The following is a 25351-nucleotide window of genomic DNA, read 5'->3' as shown; positions in this document are numbered from 1 at the left end:
GCATAGTCTTACTTATATATCCTGATTTTTTGAAACTGAAATAAACCTTAATGCCTCTTAGATGATAGAATTTTGCAAGAATTTGTATTAAAAATCAAAATGTATGAGAACATTTTGATTTATTGTTAAAACTAAAAAACCCGAACAATTTTGTTCGGGTTTTTATCGTGGTGCCTCCAGGAATCGAACCAGGGACACAAGGATTTTCAGTCCTTTGCTCTACCAACTGAGCTAAGGCACCAGTCATAACTTAAAAAGTAACATCTTTAAAATAAAACTCGCAACTAATTTTACTAGTTTTATTGTGGTGCCTCCAGGAATCGAACCAGGGACACAAGGATTTTCAGTCCTTTGCTCTACCAACTGAGCTAAGGCACCAGTTGCTACTTTCGTTAAGCGGATGCAAATATACAATCGTTTTTTAATTATACAAAGTAAAAACTTTAAAAAAATGTAACGTAAATTTACAAGCTCTAAGAAATGAAATATGTACCTAATTATAGATGTAGGAAATACAAGAGTTAAAGTAGCTGTTTTTGAAATAGATACTATTAAAGAAGTCTTTACTTTTGAAAAAACAAATATAATTTCAGAGCTAAAAAAAATAATTTCAAATTTTTCAATTTCGAATAGTATTATATCGTCTGTAGCTAATTTTACAGATGAGGAAACGAAAAAAATAGCTGAACTTTTGAATCCGTTTTTTTTAGACTCAAATACCAAAGTTCCATTTAAGAACTTATATAAAACGCCAAAAACATTAGGAGTAGACAGGGTAGCATTGGCATCAGCAGCGATAAAAAAATATCCAAATAAAAATGTATTGGTACTAGATGCTGGTACTTGTATAACATATGAGTTTATCACAGATGAAGGAAATTATCTTGGAGGGGCTATTTCACCGGGGATAACTATGAGGTATAAGGCACTACATACTTTTACTTCTAAATTACCGTTATTAAAAGCAAAAGAATTAGAAAACTTTATTGGTACAGATACAGAAAGTTCAATTCATTCAGGGATTATCAATGGAGTTTGTAATGAAATAGACGGGGTTATAGTACAATATCAAAAAAAATATCCACATTTAACAGTAGTTTTAACAGGAGGAGATACATATTTTTTGTCAAAACAATTAAAAAGTGTCATATTTGCCCATCCAAATTTTGTTTTGGAGGGGTTACATACTATTTTGATACACAATTTAGCGAATGATTAAGAGATTTATATTAGGAGTTTTTGTACTTACTTCATCAGTAATAATAGCACAAAGAAATAGTGCATCACCTTATTCTTATTTTGGTATTGGTGAGAGTTTTGAGGCAGTAACAGTAGAACAAGCTTCTATGGGAGGTATAGGTGTTGCAATGAAAGATTATCATCACCTAAATTTTACAAACCCAGCTTCAAATGCTGATTTAAAAGCAGCAACCTACGCAATAGGTGGTAGTTTGACTTTTTTAACAGTTAAAGAACAAAATGCTTCTCAAACAGGTAACTCAACAAACTTAAGATATATATCGTTAGGTTTTCCTGTAGGAAAAAATGCAGGTTTATCTATTGGTTTGCAACCTTTTTCATCTGTAGGCTACTCTTTGCTAAATGATGAAAATGCTGATAATGTTACTTTATTCACAGGTGAAGGAGGAGCCAATAAGATATATGCTAGTTATGGTATGTATGTTTATAAAGGCTTGTCTATTGGTGCTGAAGCGGGATTTATTTTTGGAAGCATAGATAATAGCGTTTTAAATCAAAGAGCAGATGTAGCATTAGCAACTAAACATGAAGAGTCTTTCAATTTAAGAGGAGGACAGTTTAAGTTAGGTATACAATATAAAACAGAACTTAAAAATAAACTACAACTATCTACAGGAGCATCATTTATTTTGTCTACAGATTTATCTGCTAAAGGATCTGAGAAAATGTATTCATTGTCATTTAATGGATCAGGGCAAGAAGTTCCTAGAAATGAACTATTCAATAGAACTTTAAATGGTAATATCAACATGCCTTTAAAAAGTATTTATGGTTTTGGTTTAGGAAAAGAAAATAAATGGTATGTAGGAATTAATCAAGAATTTCAAACAGCTTTAGAAAGTAATAGTGTTTTTATAGCAGATGGATCATCTCATAAATATGAAGATTCAAATAAATTTGCAATAGGAGGATATTTTATACCGAAAATAAATTCTATTTCAAGTTATTGGGATAGAGTTGCTTATAGGGCAGGTTTGCGTTTTGAAGATACAGGATTGCTAGTTAAAACTACCGATAATTTTACTTCTGTGAAAGACTTTGGCATAAATGTTGGACTAGGATTACCGTTGCCAAGACAACTATCAAACGTTAATATAGGGTTTGAGTATGGGCAAAGAGGTACTACTAACAATAACTTAATAAAAGAAGACTACTTTAATGTAAGATTAAGTTTATCTTTAAATAGTATTAAGTGGTTCCAAAAAACACGAATAGATTAACATAAACTGAGAACGATGAAAAAAATTACGTATTTACTAACAGGATTATTTTTGTTTGTAGCCGTAAGTGGAGCGAAAGCGCAAGCAAGTCAAGAGTGTCATATTAAATACAATCTTTTTAAAGGAGATGCTACAACTAAAAAATATGACCAAGCAAAACCTAATTTAGAATACTTATTAGATAACTGTGCTACATTGTCTATTAACATATACAAGTATGGAGCAAAAGTTGCAGAGAACTTAAAAGATCCTGTTTTAGCTAAAAAAGTATATGAAACAAGATTAGCTAATTATCCAAAGAAAGGGGCAGCAAAAGCGCATAGTGATTACGCTGAGTTTTTAATAGATAATAAATTAGCTTCTGATGATGAAGTTTTTGAAATCTTAAAAAAGGCTTATGATATTTCTCCTAAAGATATGGGGGTAAAAAATATCTTCAGATACTTCCAAATGATAGCTGATAAGTATCAAGATACAAATCCACAAAAAGTATTTGATACTTATGATGATGTAATGGAATCGGTTGATGAAAAGCTGGAAGATTACAGTAAGAAGATAGCAAAGTTACAAGAGAAAGATTCTGTGGGTACTATTACATCAAGAGAAAAGAGTCTTTTAAGAGCATATACTATTAACTCTTCTTCATTAGGTCAAGTAGAAGGTGGTTTAGACGCTAAAATATCTAAGATAGCAACTTGCGAGAGATTAATACCTATTTATTCTAGAGATTTTGAAGAAAATAAAACTGATGGTGTTTGGTTAAAAAGAGCAGTATCAAGAATGTATAACAAAGAGTGTCAAACAGATCCTTTATTTGAAAAATTAGCAAACGAGTATGCTAAAGTAACACAGTCTGCAGATGCATATAACTTCTTAGCAGGAGTTTTGGCTAAAAATGGAGATAAAGGTGGAGCTGCTGAGATGAGAAAAAAAGCATTCGACTTAGAAACAGATCCATTTAAAAAAGCCAAGTATAAATTAAGAGAAGCCCAAAATGCTGGTGGAAGTAGAGGAAGAGCTTTAGCTTACGAAGCTTTGAAATACAATCCTAATATGGGTAAAGCATATTTGTTTATTGCAAGTTTATACCAAAGAAGCGCAAATTCATGTGGTAGCGACGAGTTTGAAAAAAGAATGGTATATGTAGCAGCCTTAAATAAAGCTTTAAAAGCACAAAAAGTTGATCCAGGATGTGGAGCAGGAAGATATATTTCTAGTTACAAAAAAAATGTACCATCTAAAAAGTTAATTTTCCAAAAAGGAATGTCTTCAGGTGCAAGTTATAGAGTAGGATGTTGGATTGGAGAAACTGTTCGTGTACCTTAATAGAAGTTAATGCTTAAAAGAGCAAAACATATATACAATAGCATTGCTACCATTTATTTGGTAGCAATGTTTTTTTCTTGTACTAATTCTAAAAAGGAGGTGCGAGATTTTCTTGCTGATAAAAATTTACCAGTAGGTTCGGCAGTAAATATTTATCATGTTCACAAAGATTCTGGAAGAATAAGTTCAAAAACAAAAGCACCTATTTTTTATGACTATTCAAATAGAAAAGAACACCCTTACAGTGAGTTTCCAAAAGGAATAGAAATAGTAACAATAGAAAAAAAAGGAGCAGATTCAACAACAATTTCTGGTAATTATGCATTAACCTATAATAAAACAAAAATATCTGAAATTAGAGGTAATGTTGTTATCACTAACCATAGCAATCAAACAAAATTAGAAACTAACCAGTTGTTTTGGGATCAAAAGGAGCATTATTTTTTTACAGAAGACGGTTTTCGATTTACAACACCTGAATCTGTAATTAATGGTTTTGGATTTGAGTCGAGCGAAGACTTAACTAAATGGATAGCTAAAGATATTACTGGAGATGTAGAAACTACACAAAAAGATATATAATGAACGCACTTTGGAAATATTTACAATACGGATACTTGATTATAGGAGTAATCTTTTTTGTTGAAGGAATCTTTAAATGGAATTCAGACAGACAAGAAGCATTTATTATGTTTGGATTTGCTATCTTTATCATATTAATTTTCTTCTTCAAACGACACTTTAGAAGAAAAGTAGAAAAAAGAAACAAAGAACGTTAATGCAACCCGAACTCTTAATAATTCTTACTTCTATTTTATTTTCAGCCTTTTTTTCTGGGATGGAAATAGCCTTTATATCTGCAAATAAACTTCACATAGAGTTAGAAAAAAAGGGAGACGGTTTGCTCTCTAAAATTCTAACTAAGCTAACTGAAAAATCCTCAAAGTTTATTACGACTATGTTAGTTGGTAATAACGTAGCTTTAGTAATTTATAGTTACTTTATGGGGGAGTTGTTAATGAGATGGTTTCAATCTTTTTTACCTTCTGATTATACGGTTGTAAATTATGTATTGTCAGATATAAGCTTACTAACACAAACACTTATTTCAACAGTAATTATCTTGGTAACAGCAGAATTTTTACCAAAAGCTATCTTTAGAATTTATGCAAATGAAATGCTAAAGTTTTTTGCTATACCTGCTTATGTTTTTTATGTTATTTTTTATGGAGTTACATGGGTAATTACCAGGATATCAGATTTTTTTCTACATGTATTTTTTAGAACAAAAGAAGATGAAATTCAGACCGAATTTAGTAAAGAAGAATTAGGAAATTATATTTTAGAACAATTAGATTCAGGAAACGATGAAGAAGAAGTTGATTCAGAAATTCAAATATTTCAAAATGCATTAGAGTTTCATAAGGTTAAATCTCGTGAAATTATGGTGCCTAGGACAGAAATTGTTGCGGTTGATTTACACGAAACGGTAAGTAATCTCAAAAAAATGTTCATTACAACTGGGTTATCGAAAATCTTGGTTTATAAAAATTCATTAGATGATATTTTAGGGTATGTAAATGCCTTTGAGCTTTTTAAAAAACCACGTACTATTAAGTCGATTTTGTTACCAGTAGAGTTTGTTCCTGAGTCAATGATTATTAATGATGTACTTAATAATTTAATAAAAAAGCGTAAAAGTATTGCAGTTGTAGTTGACGAGTATGGAGGAACTTCAGGTATTATTACAGTTGAAGATATTGTAGAGGAGTTATTTGGAGAAATAGAAGATGAACATGATACGCAACAATTATTAGAAGAACGAATTAGTGAGTATGAATTTAATTTTTCAGCTCGTTTAGAGGTAGATTATTTAAATGAAGAATATGGTTTAGGAATTCCTAAAGAAGAAGCTTATGAAACCTTAGGAGGTTTTATTTTAAACCATACAGAAACAATACCATTACAAGATGAGGTATTAGATATAGAAAACTTCCAAATCAAAATTTTAAAAGTAAGTGCAACTAAGATTGATGAAATTTATTTTAAAGTAATTTACAAAGAAGATTAAGCTAGCCTCTTTTACTTAGAACTCCCTCAAAAACAGCGTAAAAAAACATTGCATTATTTAATGTGAAATTGTATTTTCGCACACTGTTAATAAAATAAATTACGTATGGCAATTTTATCGAAAATTAGAGAACGTTCAATGTTCTTAATTCTTGTAATTGGTTTAGCACTTTTTGCTTTTGTATTAGACCCTTCTACAATATCAGATTTTTTCAGCGCAAGTAAAGTAAACGAAATAGGTGAAGTAAATGGAGAAGCCATTTCTCGTCAAGAGTTTGCAGAAGCACTAGAAGCTTACAAAGCGCAAACAGGAAATAGTATGTCTGAGATGCAAGCAGCAAAGGCAGTATGGAATAATTTAATCCGTCAAAAAATATACAAAAAACAATTAGAAGAAGCTGGAATTACTGTAGGAGATGTAGACATTTTAAATGCCTTATATGAAACTCCTGTAGTTCAAAATGATGCTAGATTCCAAACTTCAGGTATTTTCGATAAAAACAAGTTAAAAGAACATTTAGCTACTATAAAAGAAGAAAATGGACAAGAATGGGCTGCATGGCAAAATTACATGGCTTCTATTAAAAGTAACATAGAAAAAACAACATACGACAACTTAGTAGCTGCTGGTTTAGGAGCTTCTTTAAAAGAAGGGGAGTCTAGATATTTAACTGAAAACACAAAAGTATCTGGTAGGTATGTATATGTACCTTATACAACAATTGCAGATAGCTTAGTAACTTTAAAGAAAAGCGATATTCAAAATTATATAAACCAACATCAAGATGCTTTTCAAGTAGAAGCTTCAAGAGACATTAACTTTGTAAAATTTAATATCGAACCTTCAGCAAAAGATGAAGAAGCTATTAAAGCTAATGTGGCCAAATTAATTGATGATTCTGTAGTAAATAACACTCCAGTTAAAGGGTTAAAAAATACTACTAACTACAATGAATTTTTAGAAGAAAATGATTCTGATTTAAGATTAGATAATAGTTATAAATTTAAAATACAAGTTCCTCAAGTAATTGCAGAAGAGGTTTTCAATGGAAATGAAGGTGATGTATTCGGACCATACAAAGATGCAGGATTCTTTAAGTTATCTAAAATTACTGAGGTAAAACAATTACCAGACTCTGCGAAAGCAAGTCATATTTTAATTCCTTTTGTTGGTTCTGCTAGTGCTGATGCTACTGTTGTTCAAACGGAAGAGGAAGCTAAGAAAACAGCAGATAGCTTATTAGCTGTTGTTAAAGCAGATAAATCTAAGTTTGCAGATTTAGCTAAAAAAATGTCATCTGATCAAGGTTCTGCTGAAAAAGGAGGATTTTACGATTGGTTTGCTTACAATAGAATGGTACCATCATTCAGAGATTTTGTTTTTGAAGGTAAAGAAGGAGATATGGGAGTTGTAAAGACTCAATTTGGGTTCCATGTAATTAAAATTGATGGGCAAAAGAATTTCCAACCAGTAGTGAAGTTAGCTACTTTTGGACGTAAGATAGAAGCTTCAGAAGAAACGGAGAATGCAGTATTCCAAAATGCAGAAACATTTGCTTTAGAATTAGCTAATGGAAAAGCTTTTGAAGAAGCTGTAAAAGAAAAAAACTTAACTTCACTACCAGCAGTAGGATTAAAATCTTTAGATGAAAACGTACCAGGAGTTGGTAACGAAAGACAAATTATTACTTGGGCTTTTGAACCAGAGACTGAAAAAGGAAGTTACAAGCGTTTTGATGTTGAAGGAGGATATATTGTAGCGGTACTAACAGCAAAAACAGCTAAAGGTTTAATGCCTGTTGATAAGGCAATTACTTCTGTTCGTCCTATATTAACAAACGAAAGAAAAGCCAAAATGATTGAAGATAAGATGAGCGGAGCTACTTTAGAAGAAATCGCAAAATCTGTGAGTCAGTCAGTGAGAGCAGCAACCGATGTAAACTTACAATCACCAACAATTTCTGGTGTAGGATTTGAGCCTAAAGTAGTAGGAGCAATGATGAACGCTAAAGAAAACAAGATGGTTAAAAATGTTGCAGGAGATAAAGGTGTATTTGCTTTTGTAGTAGAAAAGAGAGAAGAGCCAACAGCATTACCTAACTATGACACATATAGAAAGCGTATTGTTGCTGAAAGACAGAATAAGACATTTCAAATGTATGAGGCGGTTAAAAAAGCGTCTGAAATTGAAGATAACATGAGTTCTTTTTACGGAATTCAATAAGAAATAACGTCATACCAATAAAAAAATCCCGAACTATTCAGTTCGGGATTTTTTATATGGTAATTTTGATAAAGTTTACCCAAATCCGTTTATAATCCATATTCTCTTTAAAATTTTCTATCATGAACTCTCTTTCATATATAATTCTTTTTTTTAAGTAAGACTTGCCATTAACATAAATTGTTATTTTCTTACTTAAGTCAACCATTTCTGGAGAAAGATTAATTCTAAAAGATTTGATTCGAGAAGTTTTAATGGTGAAGGTATTGTTTTGGTATGAAGCAATTATTTTTCCTGATTTTTTTGGAAAGTCAAAGGCTTTTTTATCTACAATTTTTTCTATTAAGCTATCTTTTTCATTATATGTAAGCCACTTTTTAATGTCAAAATTTAAATTATTATGCCAAGAGGTTTTCTTTTGTAAAGTGTCAAGTTGTATGTTAGTTAACCAATCAATACTTCCATAATTATTATCATCAAACTCCCAAGTTATTTTTCTTGGATGAGGATTTCTTTTCCTTTTCATTAAATCTGAAAAAAGAATTTTATAAGCAGACTCAGAAGCATCAAATTGAGGAAACCAATGAGGATAACCATTATATCGATAATCCTTATAATCTGCGGCTATACTTTTCATTAACTTAACTAAATTATCATTAGCGTTTGGAGGATAATAGTAATCTTGGTCGGTAGAAAAATTAATGAATGAACGATTTAATATGTTTTCAATATAAGTTCCACCCGTATACACTTTTGGTTCAGTATTAAAACCATAAAATCCAGCAAATATATTAGGCTGTTTCATTAAATATGAAAATGCCCCAGTAGCTCCATTCGAATGTCCAGAAATAAAAATTTTATCATCGTTTATATTGATAGCTTTTTTTAATTGTCTTACAATTGAAGGAACCATAAAAAAACCAGCATCAGAGGTCATCCAATTATACTTTTTGTTTCCTTTAGGAAAAATTAAAATAACATTATTTTTATCTGCATACTTTGTATAATATCTGTTCCAATACTTTAGGTTTTTCTTTGTTTCAAAGTCAGAAAGTTTAGTATGTCTTACAGCTCCATGTAAAAAAATAAGGACAGGATATTCTTTTTTAGGAGTATAGTTTTGGGGCAAATGAACGTAATAAGATGTTTTTAAAGAATCGTTTATTTTAAAGCTTATAGAATAACTTTGTTGTTGTTTTGTTATATAGGGATTAAATTCTTTTAAATATTTAAAAAGTGTTTCGCTCTTTAAGGTTTCAGGAATACTTATTTTTAAAGTATTGAAAAACTCTACTTCTGATTTTTTTAGATTACTAAAGAATTTAGTTTTTCTTTTTAAAGCCTTAGTTTTTAATTTTGTCCATCTTTTGTCGTTTTGAATATTTTTGTAATCTTCATCTGCATATTCACCAACAACATAGTCCCAACCAGGATAACCGTCTTCATCTTCTATTAATTCAGATAGAGGAGTTAAGTATTTGAAAGCTTTATTATTTTGTTTTAAATCAGCAGCAATAATAGAAGAATAGTATAATTCAGTATCGGTAATACTATCAGGAAACTTTTCAAAAGCTTTTTCAAATAAGCTTAATGCTTTTTTGTAAGAGGTAGTGTCTTTTGAAGTATTCATTGTTTTCATAGCTTTTTTTACTAGTTCAGAATATGTGGTCTGAGCATTAGTTGATATAAAAGCTAAAAAGAAGAAGGTGTAAAATAGTAATTTCATTATTGTTTTTTTTACAAATGTAATTGCAAAAAAGAAATGAAACTTGTAAAAATGGGACGGTAGCTATTTTAAATGCCAAAAAGTATCTTCATTACCAAGTTGTGTTCCTTTTTTTATAAGGTTTTTAGGGGAACTTAAAGTAAGGCTCTTGAAAAGTTTAGTAAGGTGTGATTGATCAAAATAATTGAACTCATGTGCCAAAGAAGTAAAACTTTGTTCCGAATCGATTAAGAGTTTTTTTTCTAAAGTTTTTCTAAAAAGTACAATTTTGTTGAACTTTTTGACTGAAACACCAAAATGAGAATTAAAAAGTCTATTTAAGTGCCTTCTACTCACGTTTAATTTAGAAGCTAAACATTCAATAGTTATAGTATCAAAATTGTTAAAAATTACCTCGATAGCATTATTTAAAATAGTATTGTTATAGGCTACATATCTACGAAATAAAAATTGGTCTAATAATCCTGCAATAGTGTTAATATTTTGTGAGCTAAACAGAGCGTTAAGTTCAAGTTCAGAAAAGAAATTGAATTTTGTTATAAAATATGTAAAAGATAACCCCCTATAAAATTGATGAATACCCAAAGGGTTGAAAATTATTACAATTCTATGTACTTTACCAATTTGTGTGACATTAAAAATATTTTCTCTTAAAGGAGTGAAAATTTGAAGAGGATTAGTATCATTTTTAAAAACTATTTTTCCAATTTCAGGACTAAAATGTGAGTTGTAAAGAGAGATGGAATTATTGAAATGTGGATAGCAATCAAACTCTATTTTTTTATTTTGTGGTTTTACATCCAAATAATAATAATGGACATGTTGTGCTATTATAGGGTTTTTTGGTCTAAAAGTTTCAAAGACATTATTCATTAATTATAAGTTAGGTGTTTTCTGTCTATATTTTTATAAAAAAGACGAATTTAGTAAAACTTAGAAAAGTTAGCCAATTGAAGTAAAGTAAAAAAGCAACCTCATACGAGATTGCTTTTTAAAGTATGTTTAAAGTTTTTTTATTAAGCGTTTAGTGGTTTACCATCCCAAGCTTCTTTCGCTGCTTCTTTTACAGCTTCAGAGTAGGTTGGATGTCCATGACAAATACGAGCTAAATCTTCCGCAGAAGCTCTGTATTCCATTGCTACAGCTGCTTCCATAATCAAGTCAGCAACACGAGCACCTACCATGTGAACTCCTAATACTTCATCAGTGTTTTTATCAGCCAATACTTTTACAAATCCGTCTAAATCTCCACTTGCACGAGAACGTCCTAATGCACGCATTGAGAATTTTCCAGACTTATAATCAACACCAGCATCTTTTAATTCTTGTTCAGTTTTACCAACAGCCGCTACTTCTGGCCATGTGTAAACAATACCAGGAATTAAGTTATAGTCAATATGAGGTTTTTGTCCAGCTAAATATTCAGCAACCACAACACCTTCTTCTTCTGCTTTATGCGCTAACATAGCTCCACGAACTACATCACCAATTGCATAAATGTTAGAAACATTAGTTTGTAAATGATCATTTACTTCAACCATTCCTCTTTCAGTAACTTTTACACCCGCTTTTTCTAAAGCTAATCCTTCAGTATACGGACGACGACCTACAGAAACTAAACAGTAATCTCCGGTGAAAGTAACCTCTTCACCTTTTTTATTAGTAGCTTTTACTACAACCTCGTCACCATTTCTTTCAACAGAAGTAACTCCGTGGCTAGCATTAATTTTCATTCCTTGTTTCTTTAAAACTTTAGTCAGTTCTTTAGAAACATCTTTATCCATGGTTGGAGTAATTGTTGGAGCGTACTCGATAACAGTTACCTCAGCACCTAAACGCTTGTAAACAGAACCTAACTCTAAACCAATAACACCACCACCAATAACTAATAAGTGCTTAGGAACTTCAGGAAGTTTTAAAGCTTCTGTAGAAGTAATTACACGCTCTTTATCAATAGTAATAAATGGTAAAGAAGATGGTTTAGAACCAGTAGCTATAATAATGTTAGTACCTTCAATTACTTCTTCAGTACCATCATTTTTAGTGATTTTTACGTGCGTAGCATCTTCAAAAGATCCTAAACCTTCGTAAACTTCAATATTATTTTTGTCCATTAAATATTTGATACCTCCTGTAGTAGTTTCTACTACATTTGCTTTACGAGCTACCATTTTTCCGAAGTCAAAAGAAGGTTTCTCTACAGAGATACCGTGCTCTTCGAAATGATTTACTGCATCATAGTAATGGTGCGAAGAATCTAATAAAGCTTTTGAAGGAATACATCCAACATTTAAACAAGTTCCACCTAAAGTTGAGTATTTTTCAATGATAGCAACTTTAGAACCTAATTGAGCGGCTCTGATAGCAGCGATATATCCTCCTGGACCAGAACCAATAACGATTAAATCGTATTTCATGAGTTGTGTTTTATAATTTCATCTATTTATATTGCACAATGTCCATTACTAATAGTTCAACTATTTGTGTTTATGTTAACCATTGTTTGCAATTGCCCATTTTGGGCTTTCGTAAAAATGAAGTACAAAAGTACAATTATTTGTCGATAAAATTAGTTTTCATATCTTTAAAACTTAAACGCATTGTATGAAAATTTTTAAAAAAATAATCATAGTTTTATTACTATTGTTAGTAATAGTACAATTTTTTCAACCAGAAAAAAATGAAGGAGAAATTACTTCTGTTCAGTATTTTATAGAAGAAACCAAGCCAAATGATGTAGTGCATAAAATTTTAAAAACGGCTTGCTTTGATTGTCATAGTAACTTAACACGTTATCCTTGGTATAGCAGTATTACGCCTGTGAATTATTGGTTGGCAGATCATGTAAATCACGGAAAAGAAGAATTGAATTTTTCTGAATGGGCTACCTATTCTTTAAAAAGAAAGGAACACAAAATGAAAGAGGTTTGGGAAGAAGTTGAAAAAGGAAAAATGCCATTAGATTCATATACTTGGATGCATGCCGATGCTCGTTTGTCTAAAGAAGAAGTACAACAAATCACTGAGTGGGCAAAAAGCGTTCAAAATAACTACCAAACGCAATTAGCGAACTAAATTAATGCAACAACTTTTAATTATTGGGTATGTTTGGGTAGAAAAAACAACAGGAGCTGGTAACCGAATGCTACAGCTAATCAATGTTTTTAAAAACCATAATTATACCATTACTTTTGCCACACCAGCTCAAAAAACTGAAAACTCTTTAAACTTAGCTGAATTAGGAATTGAAGAAAAATCTATCGAATTGAATTCAAGTTCTTTTGATAATTTTATTACGGAACTTCAACCTGATGTTGTGTTGTTCGATCGTTTTATGATGGAAGAACAATTTGGTTGGCGTGTAGCAGAATATTGCCCGAAAGCTTTACGAGTTTTAGATACAGAAGATTTACATTTTTTACGTAAAACACGTCATCAACAATTAAAAAAAGGAAAACAATTTTCTACAGAAGCATTATTGAAGTCGGATGAAGCAAAACGAGAAATCGCTGCTATTTTACGTTGTGATATGAGTTTGATTATTTCAACCTACGAAATGCAGTTATTGAAAGACGTTTTTAAAGTTGATGAATCTTTACTATATCATTTACCTTTTTTATTGAATTCAATTGACGAAAAAGTAGTAAAAAGATGGAAGTCATTTGAAGAACGACAACATTTTGTGTTTATAGGTAACTTTTTTCATGCTCCAAATGTAGATGCTGTTTTACAATTAAAAACATTTTGGAAAACGATAAGAAAGCAATTACCAGAGGCAGAATTACATATTTACGGAGCCTATGCTACGCAGCAAATTCAGCAATTGCATAAACCAAAAGAAGGATTTATTATAAAAGGTTTTGCAGAAGATGCGCTCGAAGTAGTTAAAAATGCTAGAGTCGTGTTAGCTCCCATTCGTTTTGGTGCGGGAATTAAAGGAAAGTTAACCGAAGCAATGGAATGTGGAACTCCAAGTGTTACTACTTCGATAGGAGCAGAAGGAATGTATGACAACTTACCTTGGAACGGATTTATAGAAGATAATTTTGAGAAGTTTGCTAATAAAGCTATAGAGCTATATACTTATGATATTCTTTGGAAAAAGTCTCAACAAAAAGGTATAGAAATAATTAATTCACTATATGATAAAGACAAGTTAGGTGTTTCTTTTATTAGGGGGATTAAAAAAATCCAAGAAAATTTTGAAATACATCGTACACAAAATTTTCTTGGAAGTTTGTTGCAACATCAAACCTTACAGACTACTAAGTTTATGAGCAAGTGGATTGAAGAGAAGAATAAAAAATAGAACTTATTTAATTTTAATATCTACAGAGGTTCTACTTTGCCATCCAGTAACATCAATTACAGAAATTTGACAATGGTAATCACCAGAATCAATATCAGTAGGAATTGTAATGTTTTGTGCTATTTCATATTCTTTAAGATTATTATCAATTGTGTAATTTTCCATAAAAATTAAAGGAGAAACAGGATCTTTTATAGGAGATAATTCACAATTAGAACCTTGGTCATCGTGCGTGTGATGATCAAAATTATGGTGGATATCAATAGCATAAGTGGCCAAAGCTATGTTGTCAGACACTTTTACACGTATTGTGTACTCTTTTCCTTTTTCTAATACAGCACACGATTTAGGAAACCCTTCGTTGTAATTTATGGTAATAGTTGGTTTTTCAGTATCTGGTTCTTCAGAATCACTACTACAACCAAAGTTTACCAAAGTTAAGAAGAGTAAAGCGCTTGTTATTTTTAATAATTTCATGGTAGTTTATTATTTATAAAAGACTACTTGAGAAAATCAAGTAGTCTTTAATTAGTTATAATTATTTTATTTCAAGAGGAATAGACAGCTTTACTGTTTCACTTTCACCACTTTCTTTAGCGTAAATGTTTAACCAGTAGTTTCCTACAGGAGCTCCAGGAATTAAATCGTAGTGATAATGTATGTGTGGGTTTTTAACTCCTTCATATAAATTTTTAGGTAAAACAGTAATTACTTTGTCCCACTTTCCAACTTCAACATTCTGTCCTTCTCTCCATTCTTCGAACCAAAACTCATATTTAATTTCAGTAACAGTATTATTACCAGAAACATATTCAAATTCTGTGTGTAACTCATCTTTTCCAAAAGCGATTGAGTTGTTCTCCCCAATTTCTAAGTCTTTAAATTTTTGAATGATATGTAACTTTTTAGTAATAGCACTTTTAGTTCCGTCTTCATGTTCAACAGTAATTTTGAATTTATAAATCCCTTCAGCAGGTGTAAAAGAAGGAGTGTACTTGTTCTCTTCATCAAAATATACATGGTAATGTATATGAGGGTTTAATTGGCCTTCATATCGGTCAACAGGTACTAAATGGTTTTTTAACTCCCAAATTAGTTCACCGTTTTTAACTTTTGGAACATCGTAAGCTTCTACGTCAAAATAAATTTTAGAAACTTTGCTAGTACCCTCATAGCCAAATTCAATATGAACATCTATGTTCGATTGTGGTAAAACAAAATCAGAATTACCTAACTCCAAGCCTTTGAAATTTTCTGTATTAATATTTTCATCAAAAGTATCTGGGATGTTATCTTCATCACTACAAGAAATGATTAAAAGACTTACGAAAAATAAGATTGCTGATTTAAATGTGTTTTTCATGATTAAAAAAATTAAATAATTAAAATGTTTGTATAATTGTTATTGAAAAGTTTCTTCCAGGTTCAGGAACCTCTATCAGTCTGTAGAAGCTTGTATGGTCGAATACTTTGTTGTTTAAAATATTATTTAGCCTACCTTGAATTTTAAGAGGCTGCTTTTTTGAGAAAAGATCTACACTAGTATGTAAACCGATGTTAAATAAAGAATACCCTCCTGTAGTTTTTTCAGGAGGAACAATATTGTTTTGATCCGAAACTAATCGTACACTATAGAATATTTTAGTTTCTCCAAAAGTAGACCAAGGATTCAATGTGTATTCAAGCGAAACAACTCCTGTTAATGGAGGAGAAAAAGGAAGTGTGAAGTTTTTCTTTTTTCCACTTAACTGTCTTGCTTTTACATATTCTAAAGAACCTGTAATAGATAATTTATCAATAGGTTCATATTGCGCCATAATTTCGCCACCATATCTAAAAACACGACTTTGATTGTATTGATATTTCTGAAGTGTTTCGTAATACTCTGACGTTGGACTTAAATAAATATAATTATCAAAATAATTGACAAATGGCGTGATTTGAATAGATCCTCTACTAAAGTTAGTTTTAAACTCTCCATCTATTTGATAAGAACTTTCAGGTTCTAAGTCAAGACTTCCTTCTTCGTATCGATACATGTGATAGTTTACTCCGTCTGAAGCCAATTCGTTTGCCAGTGGAATTCTAAAACTCTTACCTATATTTATTTTATACGATGTATTTTTAAGTCCATAACTTAATCCAGCTGAAGCACTAAAACTTCCAAAAGTTAAGCTCTTTCTTTTTGAACGCTGTAGTTGTTGCTGAGTAGTGTTTCCGTTTTCGTCAGTAACAGGAGATAAAAACCACTCGTAATATGGCTGTGTTTTTATTATACCATAATCGTAACGTACACCACCATCTAAATATAATTTGTCGTTGAGTTTTATTTGATCGTACACAAAAGCCCCAGCTGTAAAACGAGTATATTCAGGAATAAGAAACCCCCAACCATCAATAGTATTATCTTGATACTCTAAATTAACACCTGTAGTAACTTTATGTTTATTAAAGTTATGTAATTGACTTTTTACATTAAGACTATAGGTATTCTTTTTAAATAAGCGTTCCATTGTAGATGACGGCTTGGGCATATAACCATGTGGAACAGGTTCTGAGTGTTCTTCGCGATGATTATTTTGAAACCCAAGCTCAACATCTAACGTATAATTGGGGAATAGAAAACTGGTATTATTTGTTATTTTAAAATGATTGACCTTATGATATGGTAAATCAATATCTCTATTGTCAACATCGTAGTCTATTTTAGAAGTTCTCACTTCCAGACCATGAGCATTAGCAAAAAAACCGTTTTTAGAATTAACATTACTAAAAGAAGTTATAGAGCTTATATTATCAGATACATAACCTATAGAAACTCCAACATTATGATTAAATCCTGCTGTATTACGTAAGTAATTTTTATGCAAATCAAAAATGTAATTATCGTACGTTATTTTTTTGGTAGGAACTTTATAATCGCCATAATCTTCATGAGTTATTCTAGCTTTGTAATACCAATGATTATAACGTTGTTTAACACCTAAAGAAACTCCATAAAAATCGTTGTTACTTCTATTGGTAAGGTTTAGTTCACCAGCAAAGGAATTAACATCAGGTAGTAAATTGTTTTTCAGGCTAATTACACCCGATATTGCATCTGAACCATAGAGTAGAGAAGCGGCTCCTTTAGTAACTTCTATATTGTCAATATTATATTGGTCTATTTCCAAACCATGATCGGCTCCCCATTGTTGTGCTTCGTGTTTTATACCGTTTTCAACAACAACAACTCTATTAAAACCTAAACCTCTAATGGTAGGTTTGGATTGACCAGAACCTATAGTTATTGTACTAACTCCTGGTATGTCTTTAAGAGTTTGCATTAAACTATTATCCCTGTTTTTCTCTAAAAAATCAACATCAATCCTTTGTGTGTTGCTAGAGAACTTTGTTAGTGTTTTTTTAGGGTTTTGTGCAATAACCACCTCATTTAATACTGAATTGTCTTGTATTAGAGGAATAACTATTACTGAATTAGTAGGAGAAATACTTTCTTTATAAGTAACATACCCAACATGAGTAACAGTTAAGAGGTATTCTTTGTTTAAAAGTTTAAAAAAAGTACTACTTCCTCTAGTGTTTGTGTATGCGTGCTTTGAACCGATACTCACGTGAGCATTGGGTAACTCACTTTGTGTTGTTGCATCAATAACCTTAATAGTAACAGAATTAGTGTTCTGACCAAAAAGAATAGTATGAAACAATACACAAAATAAAGCACCTAAGCTTTGTTTTGTCATTGTAAATAGAATTAAACGAATTGTAGTAGTTGAACTGTAAGCGCTCAACTATTGATTAAATAATATAGAACAGATAGTTAACTAATAGAAAAAGTAAATGGTAAATACACTACAGACTTAGTAGGTTTATATGCATATATATTTACAACAATTCTTAATACAAGAAAGTTAAGTATGTTCTAAATTTAGTATGTTATGAGTAAGTTGGAGGTCCTCTAAGCTTTCTATTCAGACATTGGTAAGAAGGTAAGATAATTGACTTGTAATTATCTACTATCGTCTTGCTAGGAAGAATAGCTAAAGCTGGTGAGAAATTTTGTGTAGGTACATCAAAAGAAGCAAAAGAAAAATAACAAATATCACAATGGTCGTTTACCGATTCGTGTAAGTGAGTAGATTTTTCTTTACAGTTATGGTGGTGTGCTTCATTATCATGATGATGAGTAGCTTTTATAAGAATAGGAAGCATAAGAAGAACCACCAATGATAAAGAGGTGATTTTACGAAATATGCTATTTTTATATAAGCTCATTTTTTATAACTGATAAATGGCAAAAATAAATGCTTGTTGTATTTTTTTATATTAAATTATGTTAATTTTTATTAAAAAAACAGCTTCTTCTTCCTAATAAGAGGAAGCTGTTTTTGTTAGATAAAGTAATAAAGAGATTTAGCTCATTAATCCAGCACGCCTTAATAAAGCATCAGGTTTTGGTTCTCTACCTCTAAAACGTTTGTATAACTCCATAGGTTCTTCTGTTCCTCCTTTAGATAATACATTATTCTTGAATTTATCGGCAATTTCTTTATTAAAAATACCTTCTTCTTTAAAATATTCAAAAGCATCGGCATCTAAAACCTCTGCCCATTTATATGAATAATATCCAGCTGAGTACCCTCCTTGAAAAATATGAGAAAAGGAAGTACTCATACAATTTTCTGCTACATCAGGGTATAATTTAGTCTCAGCAAAAGCATTCGTTTCAAACTCTTTTACATCAGCAATAGTTTCAGGAGAATTCCCAGAGTGCCAAGACATATCTAATAATCCGAAGCTTAATTGACGTAAGGTTTGCATTCCTTCGTGGAAACTTGCAGATTCTTTAATTTTCTCAACATATTCCATAGGAATAATTGCTCCAGTTTCGTAATGTTTCGCAAACAATTCCAACGCTTCTTTTTCGTAACACCAGTTTTCTAAAACCTGACTAGGTAATTCCACGAAATCCCAAGAAACAGAAGTTCCTGATAAGCTTTTATAAGTAGTGTTAGCCAACATTCCGTGTAAAGCATGACCAAATTCGTGGAAAAGGGTAGTAACCTCGTTAAAAGTTAATAAAGAAGGTTTGGTTTGTGTTGGTTTGGTAAAGTTACAAACGATAGAGACTTGAGGTCTTTCATTTGTACTATTACTTCTATATTGTGATTTGTAAGAAGTCATCCACGCACCGTTACGTTTTCCTGGTCTTGGATGAAAATCAGCATAAAAATACGAAACAAAATTACCATCAGTATCAGTTACAGCATATGTCTTAACATCTTCATGATACTTATCAATAGTGTCAATTTCTTCAAACTGTAAGTTGTACAATTTGTTAGCTACAGTAAACACACCGTCAATTACATTTTCTAACTTAAAGTAAGGCTTTAATAACTCTTGATCTAAGTTAAATAACTCTTTTTTTAACTTTTCAGAATAGTAAGCACCATCCCATTTTTGTAACTGGTCTATTCCGTCTAGTTTTTTAGCATAGGCCTCTAAATTATCAAATTCACGTTGTGCGGCAGGTTTCGCTTTTTCTAACAATTCATTTAAAAACTCCATAACCTTTTCAGGAGTTTCAGCCATACGCTCTTCTAATACAAAATGAGCGTGGGTTTTATAACCTAATAGGTTGGCACGTTTGTGGCGTAAGGTTACAATATCTTTTACAATTTGCTCATTGTTGTATTCATTTTGTTGGAAACCTTTTTTACCAAAAGCTATTGCTAACTTTTTTCTCAATTCTCTATTATCAGCATAGGTCATAAAAGGAATATAGCTTGGATAATCTAAGGTAATCATCCAACCCTCTTTACCTTTTGAGTTCGCAAGTTCTTTAGCAGCTTCTTTAGCGCTTTCAGGTAAGCCTGCTAAATCATCTTCATTGGTAATTAATAATTCAAAAGCATTGGTTTCAGCCAATACATGCTCACCAAACTGTAACGATAATTTTGCTAACTCAGCATCAATTTTGCGAAGCTCAGCTTTGTCAGTTTCATTTAAATTTGCTCCGTTACGTGCAAAACTTTTGTATTGTTTATCTAACAACATTTCTTGTTCAGGAGTCAAGTTTAAATCAGACAATTGATCGTATACAGTTTTTACACGTTTAAATAACCCCTCATTTAAAATCATGTCGTTTCTAAACTCACTTAACCAAGGAGAAATATCTTTCGCTATTTTTTGAATTTCTTCATTTGTTTCAGCAGAGTTTAAGTTGAAAAAGATAGAAGTAGCTCTATCTAATTTATTACCTGTGTTGTCCAAAGCAACTGTAGTATTTTCAAAAGTTGGAGCTTCAGAATTTTCTACAATAGCATCAATTTCGTCTTTAGCTATTTGTATAGCTTCTTTTATAGCGGGTTTATAATCTTCTTCTTTAATTTGAGAAAAAGGGGGCGTATTAAAATCTTGTAAAAGTGGATTTTTAGTCATGAAAATTTAGTTTAAAAAATTGAAGAAACCTCACAAATAAAAAAATCTGTGAGGCCTTCAAGTTAATATTGTACTAAGGTACTTATTTTTTTACGCTTTCAGAAGCTTTTTCAACTTTCAGTTTTAAGCCTTCTTTATAAGCGATAATTTTGTCTAACACACATTTGTCTGAAGCTCCAATAATTTGTGCAGCTAAGATTCCTGCATTTTTTGCTCCGTCTAAAGCAACTGTAGCTACAGGAACACCCCCTGGCATTTGAAGAATAGATAAAACAGAATCCCAACCATCAATAGAGTTTCTACTTTTTACAGGAACTCCAATTACTGGTAACGGACTCATACTTGCTACCATTCCAGGTAAATGAGCAGCACCACCAGCACCAGCAACAATAACTTGTACACCACGCTTGTGTGCATTGTTAGCATAATCGAATAATTTTTCAGGAGTTCTATGTGCAGATACGATATCTACTTCAACTTGAATATCAAAACTCTCTAAAATATCAATTGCTTCTTGCATAATTGGAAGATCTGAATCGCTTCCCATGATAATTCCTACCATAAATTTATGTTTTTGTCATCTCGAGTGTAGTCGAGAGGTTATTTTGCTATTACCTTAATGGTTTCTTTTACTTGTTGAGCGACTTTTCTCGCTTCATTTATATCTTCATTCACAATAGTTACATGTCCCATTTTACGGAAAGGTTTGGTTGTCTTTTTTCCGTAGATGTGAGGAGTAACGCCGTCAATCTTTAAAATCTCTTCAATATTTTCGTATACGACATCTCCAGTATAGCCTTCTGCACCAACTAAGTTCACCATGATTCCGGCTACTTTACTTTCGGTATTTCCTAATGGAAGGTTTAAAATACTTCGTAAATGTTGTTCAAATTGATTAGTATAACTTGCTTCAATAGAATAATGCCCTGAATTGTGAGTTCTTGGAGCAGCTTCATTAACTAAAATTTCGTCATTTTCAGTTTGAAACATTTCCACAGCTAACAGTCCAACGAAATCAAATGCATCCGCAACTTTTAAAGCAACCTCGCGCGCTTTTTCAGCAACTGCATCGTCAATTCTTGCAGGACAAATTACATATTCTACCTGATTTGCTTCTGGGTGAAATTCCATTTCAACTACTGGGTAAGTTTTAGTTTCTCCGCTTGCATTTCTAGCAACAATAACAGCTAATTCATTTTTAAAAGGAATTAACTTTTCAGCAATACACTCACCTGTAGGAAGGTTTTCTAAATCACTGATAGCACGAACTATTTTTACTCCATTACCATCATATCCAAATCGAGCAGATTTCCATACAAAAGGATACGTAACCGCTTCATTACTTATGGCATGTTTTAATTCTTCTAAAGAAGTAAATCTAGAAAAATCAGCAGTAGGAATGTTATTATCGTGATAAAACACCTTTTGATGTGCTTTATTTTGAATAGTTCTTAAGTTTTTAGGCTTCGGAAAAATAGTTAATCCCTCAGCTTCTAAAGCATCTAAAGCATCAATATTTACGTTTTCAATTTCTATGGTTAACAAATCTACTTGTTTTCCAAAATTGTAAACAGTATCATAATCTAATAAATCTCCTTGATGGAATTCGTTACATATCTGAGCGCAAGGAGCGTCAGCATTTCCGTCTAAAATAACAGTGTAAATGTCGAATTTTTGCGTTTCGGTAAGCAACATTCTTCCTAATTGGCCGCCCCCTAGAACACCCAATTTAAAGTTTGAAGAAAAGTAGTTTTTCACGATAAATGTGTTAATTGTGTTGTTGTTGCTGCAAAAATAAGAATCTAATTGTTAGTACAAATAGTATTAACGAGATATTCTTAACTGATTGTTACTAATAGAAGTCACAAAATACATTAAAGCATTGCAACCTTCACCATCTAGTGGGGCACCACCTGAAAGGTAGTTATACTTTTTATTGTCGCAAGGACAGCTTATTTCCACTCCGTTGAAAGTCATTAAAGAGTTACAGTTTTGTTCAGGACATTGTTGGTCAAAAGCTCTGTAACCAGAAGTTCCTGTTCTAAAAATAAAAACATTTCGCCCTTGTATCACGTTTTGTGATTCTCCTCCAGGAACTAACAAACCACTAAACTCTGGAAGTGATAAATCAATAATAGCGTTCATTTTTATTCCAGAAAAACAGTTGTTAATAGGAGTGTTATCACTACAGCTAAAACAAATTATAACAAGAAATAAATAAAATATTTTTTTCATTTTTTAGTATAGAAGTTGTTATTGTAACGCAACGAAGTTACAAATATTTTGTACATTTGTAAGACAATCTCATTCCTAACGGCGTGAGATTTTTAAATTTAACCCACAGGGTTATAGGAAGAAAAGTTATATGCTTCTTACAAAACGTTAAAGAAAGTGTATAAAAGTTTGTTGATTTTAAAAAGAGAGAAGAGATGAGTAATGTATCATATTATACGGAAGAAGGATTAAAGAAACTTAAAGAAGAATTAGCGCATTTAGAGCAAGTAGAAAGACCACGTGTTTCTCAAGAGATTGCAGATGCTCGTGATAAAGGAGACTTGAGTGAGAATGCAGAATACCACGCTGCAAAAGAAGAGCAATCGTTGCTAGAAACAAAAATAGCAAAGCTTAAAAATGTAGTGGCTAATGCCCGTGTTATTGATGAAAGTCAGTTAGACACCTCTAAAATTTTAATCCACTCGATAGTGAAGATTAAAAATACGGTAAACGGAATGGAGTTTACGTATACGCTAGTAGCAGATAGCGAAAGTGATGTAAGAAACGGAAAGTTATCTGTAAACTCACCAATAGGTAAAGGATTGTTAGGTAAAAAAGTAGGTGATGTCGCCGAAATACAAGTGCCTAACGGAATTATGAAGTTTGAAGTAATGGAGATTTCTCGATAAGAGAAAAAAACAAATACAAAAGAGTAAAGATTTATTCGGGTTTTAGCTTCGCTAGAACCCGATTTCTTTTTTACTTTTACTGTAAAATTAAATTAAAAAAACATGGCAAGTATTTTTACAAAGATTATAAACGGAGAAATTCCATCGTATAAAATAGCTGAAGATGACAACTATTTTGCTTTTTTAGATATCAATCCAAATGCAAAAGGACATACATTAGTAATTCCTAAACGAGAGGAAAATAAATTATTTGACTTATCGAAAGAAGAGTATGACGGATTAATGTCTTTTTCTTACAGAGTAGCCAAAGCGATTGAGAAAACAATTCCGTGTGAACGTGTGGGAATGAGTGTAATTGGCTTAGAAGTACCTCATGTACATGTACACTTAATTCCGTTGCAAACCATGGAGGACATTCGATTTGTAAAGAAAGAAAAATTGACAAACGAAGAGTTTGTAGCAGTAGCAGAAGAGATTGCTAAGAATTTTGAATAAATAAAAAAGAGCTATGAAAAAGTGGATAAAAGAAGGGATAGCCTGGGGAGTAATTATGTTTATAATGATGATGATTATTTTTCCATGGATTGAAGGAGAAGAAATAACTTTAAAAAGAATGCTTGTAGGGGCACTTATATGGGGAGCAGGAGGCTTCTTTTACGGTTTTTTAATGAACAAACTAAAGAGAGACAGTTAAACCTTATTCAATAAGATTTCAAAAGTAGTTCCTTTTCCTAGTTCAGATTTTAACACATGCATTCTTCCGTTATGGTAATCTTCAATAATACGTTTAGAGAGCGATAAACCCAGACCCCAGCCACGTTTTTTTGTGGTAAATCCTGGGTTGAATATTTGTGAAAATTGTGTTTTAGGAATCCCTTTACCAGTATCTGAAATTAAGATTTTTACATTTTTAGAACTTTCACTAATGCTAACAGATAGACTTCCTTTGCCTTGCATAGCATCAATAGCGTTTTTAATTAAGTTCTCTATTACCCAACCATATAATTCGGTATTTATATTGATTCGGATTTCTTCAGTTTCGGTAGTAAAAGAAAAAGAAATTTGTTTAGAACTTCTATTTTCTAAGTAGTCATAAGCAGTTTTAGTAATCGATACAACGTTATTGGGTTTTAACTCAGGAAGAGATCCTATTTTAGAAAAACGATTTGCGATGGTATTTAAGCGTCGCACATCTTTTTCAATTTCATCAACATAATCGTTACTTACATTTTCAGCACGTAAAATAGCTATCCAGCCTAATAATGAAGAAAGTGGCGTTCCTATTTGGTGTGCCGTTTCTTTAGCCATTCCTGTCCACAACTTATTTTGTTCAGCTACTTTGTTAGACTTGTACACCATGTAAATGATGGTAAGAAACAACCCTAAAATTAGTACTAAGGCAAGTGGATAGTATTTGAGCTTGTATAAAAGGTCAGAATTTCTATAGTAGATATGTTCTTTAATTCCTAAGTATTCTATCGCAATTGGCTCATTTTGATTTTTCATGATGCTCAATTGCTTTTGAAGGTATTTAGGATCCGTAGACTTTATAGAGTCTAAGTTATGAAACTGTTTTATTTCGCCATCTTTACCAACCAAAATAGAAGGAATGTTCTCTATGGTTTCGTAAACTTTGTTTACTAAATTAAAGCTACCATTAGAGTCAGGGTTTGAAGCTACCTCCTTAATTGCAGTAGCATAAATCTCCATTTTAGCGCGTTCATCTTTTTTAAATTTTTGAAAAAACACATAGGTATTCCATAAAATAAATAAAACGATAAGTAAGGAAATACTAATCGCTATTCGCTTAATCCAATAAGTGTTTGTAAAAAAAGCCATCAATCAAATATAAACTATTCTCTAGAATAACTA

General features: G+C 31.6%; 24 protein-coding genes and 2 tRNA genes. 12 read left to right on the top strand and 14 right to left on the bottom strand.

Features of this window, described 5'->3' with window-relative positions; all coding sequences use genetic code 11:
• Positions 1–168: 168 nt before the first annotated feature.
• Together MHM83_RS08410 and MHM83_RS08405 are read right to left on the bottom strand one after the other, a co-directional pair.
• Positions 169–241: transfer RNA gene (locus MHM83_RS08410), tRNA-Phe, on the bottom strand.
• 64 nt (positions 242–305) lie between these two features.
• Positions 306–378, bottom strand: a tRNA-Phe gene (locus MHM83_RS08405).
• A 109-nt stretch (positions 379–487) separates the two neighbouring features.
• On the opposite strand from MHM83_RS08405, the gene MHM83_RS08400 reads away from it, so the two are divergent.
• From MHM83_RS08400 to MHM83_RS08370, 7 genes are all read left to right on the top strand, one after another.
• A complete protein-coding gene (locus tag MHM83_RS08400) occupies positions 488–1219 on the top strand; it encodes a type III pantothenate kinase (RefSeq protein WP_239179222.1) in 732 nt (243 codons plus the stop codon).
• Entirely contained in the window at positions 1212–2480 is a 1269-nt protein-coding gene (locus MHM83_RS08395; protein ID WP_239179220.1) for a hypothetical protein, read from the top strand. The genes MHM83_RS08400 and MHM83_RS08395 overlap by 8 nt, the downstream gene beginning before the upstream one ends.
• 15 nt (positions 2481–2495) lie before the next feature.
• A complete protein-coding gene (locus tag MHM83_RS08390) occupies positions 2496–3806 on the top strand; it encodes a hypothetical protein (protein WP_047788527.1) in 1311 nt (436 codons plus the stop codon).
• Between the two features lie 9 nt (positions 3807–3815).
• The gene (lptC, locus tag MHM83_RS08385) at positions 3816–4388 is read left to right on the top strand and encodes an LPS export ABC transporter periplasmic protein LptC (RefSeq protein ID WP_047788526.1); all 573 of its coding nucleotides are present in this window, start codon (positions 3816–3818) and stop codon (positions 4386–4388) included.
• The gene (locus MHM83_RS08380; protein ID WP_159489762.1) at positions 4388–4585 is read left to right on the top strand and encodes a hypothetical protein; all 198 of its coding nucleotides are present in this window, start codon (positions 4388–4390) and stop codon (positions 4583–4585) included. The genes lptC and MHM83_RS08380 overlap by 1 nt, the downstream gene beginning before the upstream one ends.
• Complete coding sequence (locus MHM83_RS08375) at positions 4585–5877, top strand: hemolysin family protein (protein WP_082118615.1); 1293 nt, start codon at positions 4585–4587, stop codon at positions 5875–5877. The genes MHM83_RS08380 and MHM83_RS08375 overlap by 1 nt, the downstream gene beginning before the upstream one ends.
• A gap of 105 nt (positions 5878–5982) precedes the next feature.
• The gene (locus MHM83_RS08370; RefSeq protein ID WP_239179218.1) at positions 5983–8100 is read left to right on the top strand and encodes a peptidylprolyl isomerase; all 2118 of its coding nucleotides are present in this window, start codon (positions 5983–5985) and stop codon (positions 8098–8100) included.
• A 52-nt stretch (positions 8101–8152) separates the two neighbouring features.
• Here MHM83_RS08370 and MHM83_RS08365 read toward each other — a convergent pair whose 3' ends face one another.
• The 3 genes from MHM83_RS08365 to lpdA all read right to left on the bottom strand — a co-directional run bounded on the left by MHM83_RS08365 (position 8153) and on the right by lpdA (position 12243).
• Positions 8153–9826, bottom strand: coding sequence for an alpha/beta hydrolase-fold protein (locus tag MHM83_RS08365; RefSeq protein ID WP_239179215.1), 1674 nt, complete (start codon positions 9824–9826; stop codon positions 8153–8155).
• Positions 9827–9889: 63 nt separating this feature from the next.
• The gene (locus MHM83_RS08360) at positions 9890–10699 is read right to left on the bottom strand and encodes a helix-turn-helix domain-containing protein (RefSeq protein ID WP_239179213.1); all 810 of its coding nucleotides are present in this window, start codon (positions 10697–10699) and stop codon (positions 9890–9892) included.
• 143 nt (positions 10700–10842) lie between these two features.
• Positions 10843–12243 (bottom strand): dihydrolipoyl dehydrogenase, encoded by a 1401-nt coding sequence (gene lpdA, locus MHM83_RS08355; protein WP_239179211.1) that lies wholly within the window; start codon positions 12241–12243, stop codon positions 10843–10845.
• A gap of 187 nt (positions 12244–12430) precedes the next feature.
• On the opposite strand from lpdA, the gene MHM83_RS08350 reads away from it, so the two are divergent.
• Both MHM83_RS08350 and MHM83_RS08345 read left to right on the top strand, forming a co-directional pair.
• Positions 12431–12901, top strand: a complete 471-nt coding sequence (locus tag MHM83_RS08350; protein WP_239179209.1) for a heme-binding domain-containing protein — start codon at positions 12431–12433, stop codon at positions 12899–12901.
• Between the two features lie 4 nt (positions 12902–12905).
• The gene (locus tag MHM83_RS08345) at positions 12906–14135 is read left to right on the top strand and encodes a glycosyltransferase (RefSeq protein ID WP_239179206.1); all 1230 of its coding nucleotides are present in this window, start codon (positions 12906–12908) and stop codon (positions 14133–14135) included.
• Between the two features lie 3 nt (positions 14136–14138).
• Here the strand turns inward: MHM83_RS08345 and MHM83_RS08340 are convergent, their stop codons facing one another.
• The 8 genes from MHM83_RS08340 to MHM83_RS08305 all read right to left on the bottom strand — a co-directional run bounded on the left by MHM83_RS08340 (position 14139) and on the right by MHM83_RS08305 (position 22811).
• Positions 14139–14612, bottom strand: a complete 474-nt coding sequence (locus tag MHM83_RS08340) for a DUF4625 domain-containing protein (protein ID WP_239179204.1) — start codon at positions 14610–14612, stop codon at positions 14139–14141.
• A 61-nt stretch (positions 14613–14673) separates the two neighbouring features.
• On the bottom strand, positions 14674–15498 hold the full coding sequence (locus MHM83_RS08335) for a hypothetical protein (protein WP_047788518.1): 825 nt from the start codon (positions 15496–15498) through the stop codon (positions 14674–14676).
• 19 nt (positions 15499–15517) lie between these two features.
• Complete coding sequence (locus MHM83_RS08330; protein ID WP_239179202.1) at positions 15518–17878, bottom strand: TonB-dependent receptor; 2361 nt, start codon at positions 17876–17878, stop codon at positions 15518–15520.
• A 193-nt stretch (positions 17879–18071) separates the two neighbouring features.
• Positions 18072–18410 carry a hypothetical protein gene (locus tag MHM83_RS08325; protein WP_047788517.1) on the bottom strand — a complete coding sequence of 113 codons (339 nt, stop codon included), beginning with the start codon at positions 18408–18410 and terminating at the stop codon, positions 18072–18074.
• Positions 18411–18548: 138 nt separating this feature from the next.
• Entirely contained in the window at positions 18549–20576 is a 2028-nt protein-coding gene (locus tag MHM83_RS08320; protein WP_239179200.1) for a M3 family metallopeptidase, read from the bottom strand.
• Between the two features lie 82 nt (positions 20577–20658).
• Positions 20659–21138, bottom strand: a complete 480-nt coding sequence (purE, locus tag MHM83_RS08315; RefSeq protein ID WP_073181718.1) for a 5-(carboxyamino)imidazole ribonucleotide mutase — start codon at positions 21136–21138, stop codon at positions 20659–20661.
• A 38-nt stretch (positions 21139–21176) separates the two neighbouring features.
• Entirely contained in the window at positions 21177–22334 is a 1158-nt protein-coding gene (locus MHM83_RS08310; protein WP_239179197.1) for a 5-(carboxyamino)imidazole ribonucleotide synthase, read from the bottom strand.
• Positions 22335–22400: 66 nt separating this feature from the next.
• Positions 22401–22811 carry a Rieske (2Fe-2S) protein gene (locus MHM83_RS08305; protein WP_239179195.1) on the bottom strand — a complete coding sequence of 137 codons (411 nt, stop codon included), beginning with the start codon at positions 22809–22811 and terminating at the stop codon, positions 22401–22403.
• A 194-nt stretch (positions 22812–23005) separates the two neighbouring features.
• Between MHM83_RS08305 and greA the strand changes: the two genes are divergently transcribed.
• The 3 genes from greA to MHM83_RS08290 all read left to right on the top strand — a co-directional run bounded on the left by greA (position 23006) and on the right by MHM83_RS08290 (position 24173).
• Positions 23006–23479: a transcription elongation factor GreA gene (gene greA / locus MHM83_RS08300; protein ID WP_125068825.1), complete on the top strand. Its 474-nt coding sequence runs from the start codon at positions 23006–23008 to the stop codon at positions 23477–23479.
• Between the two features lie 102 nt (positions 23480–23581).
• Positions 23582–23974, top strand: coding sequence for an HIT family protein (locus tag MHM83_RS08295; protein ID WP_047788512.1), 393 nt, complete (start codon positions 23582–23584; stop codon positions 23972–23974).
• Between the two features lie 13 nt (positions 23975–23987).
• Positions 23988–24173 (top strand): hypothetical protein, encoded by a 186-nt coding sequence (locus MHM83_RS08290; RefSeq protein WP_239179193.1) that lies wholly within the window; start codon positions 23988–23990, stop codon positions 24171–24173.
• Here MHM83_RS08290 and MHM83_RS08285 read toward each other — a convergent pair.
• The gene (locus tag MHM83_RS08285) at positions 24170–25318 is read right to left on the bottom strand and encodes a sensor histidine kinase (protein WP_239179191.1); all 1149 of its coding nucleotides are present in this window, start codon (positions 25316–25318) and stop codon (positions 24170–24172) included. The two genes, MHM83_RS08290 and MHM83_RS08285, sit on opposite strands and share 4 nt — an antisense overlap.
• Positions 25319–25351: the final 33 nt, after the last annotated feature.

The organism is Tenacibaculum sp. Mcav3-52, assembly GCF_022347665.1.
GTDB classification, from domain to species: Bacteria; Bacteroidota; Bacteroidia; order Flavobacteriales; family Flavobacteriaceae; genus Polaribacter; species Polaribacter mesophilus.
The sequence above is the reverse complement of the archived record's forward strand: the minus strand, read 5'-3'. Positions and strand labels throughout refer to the sequence as shown.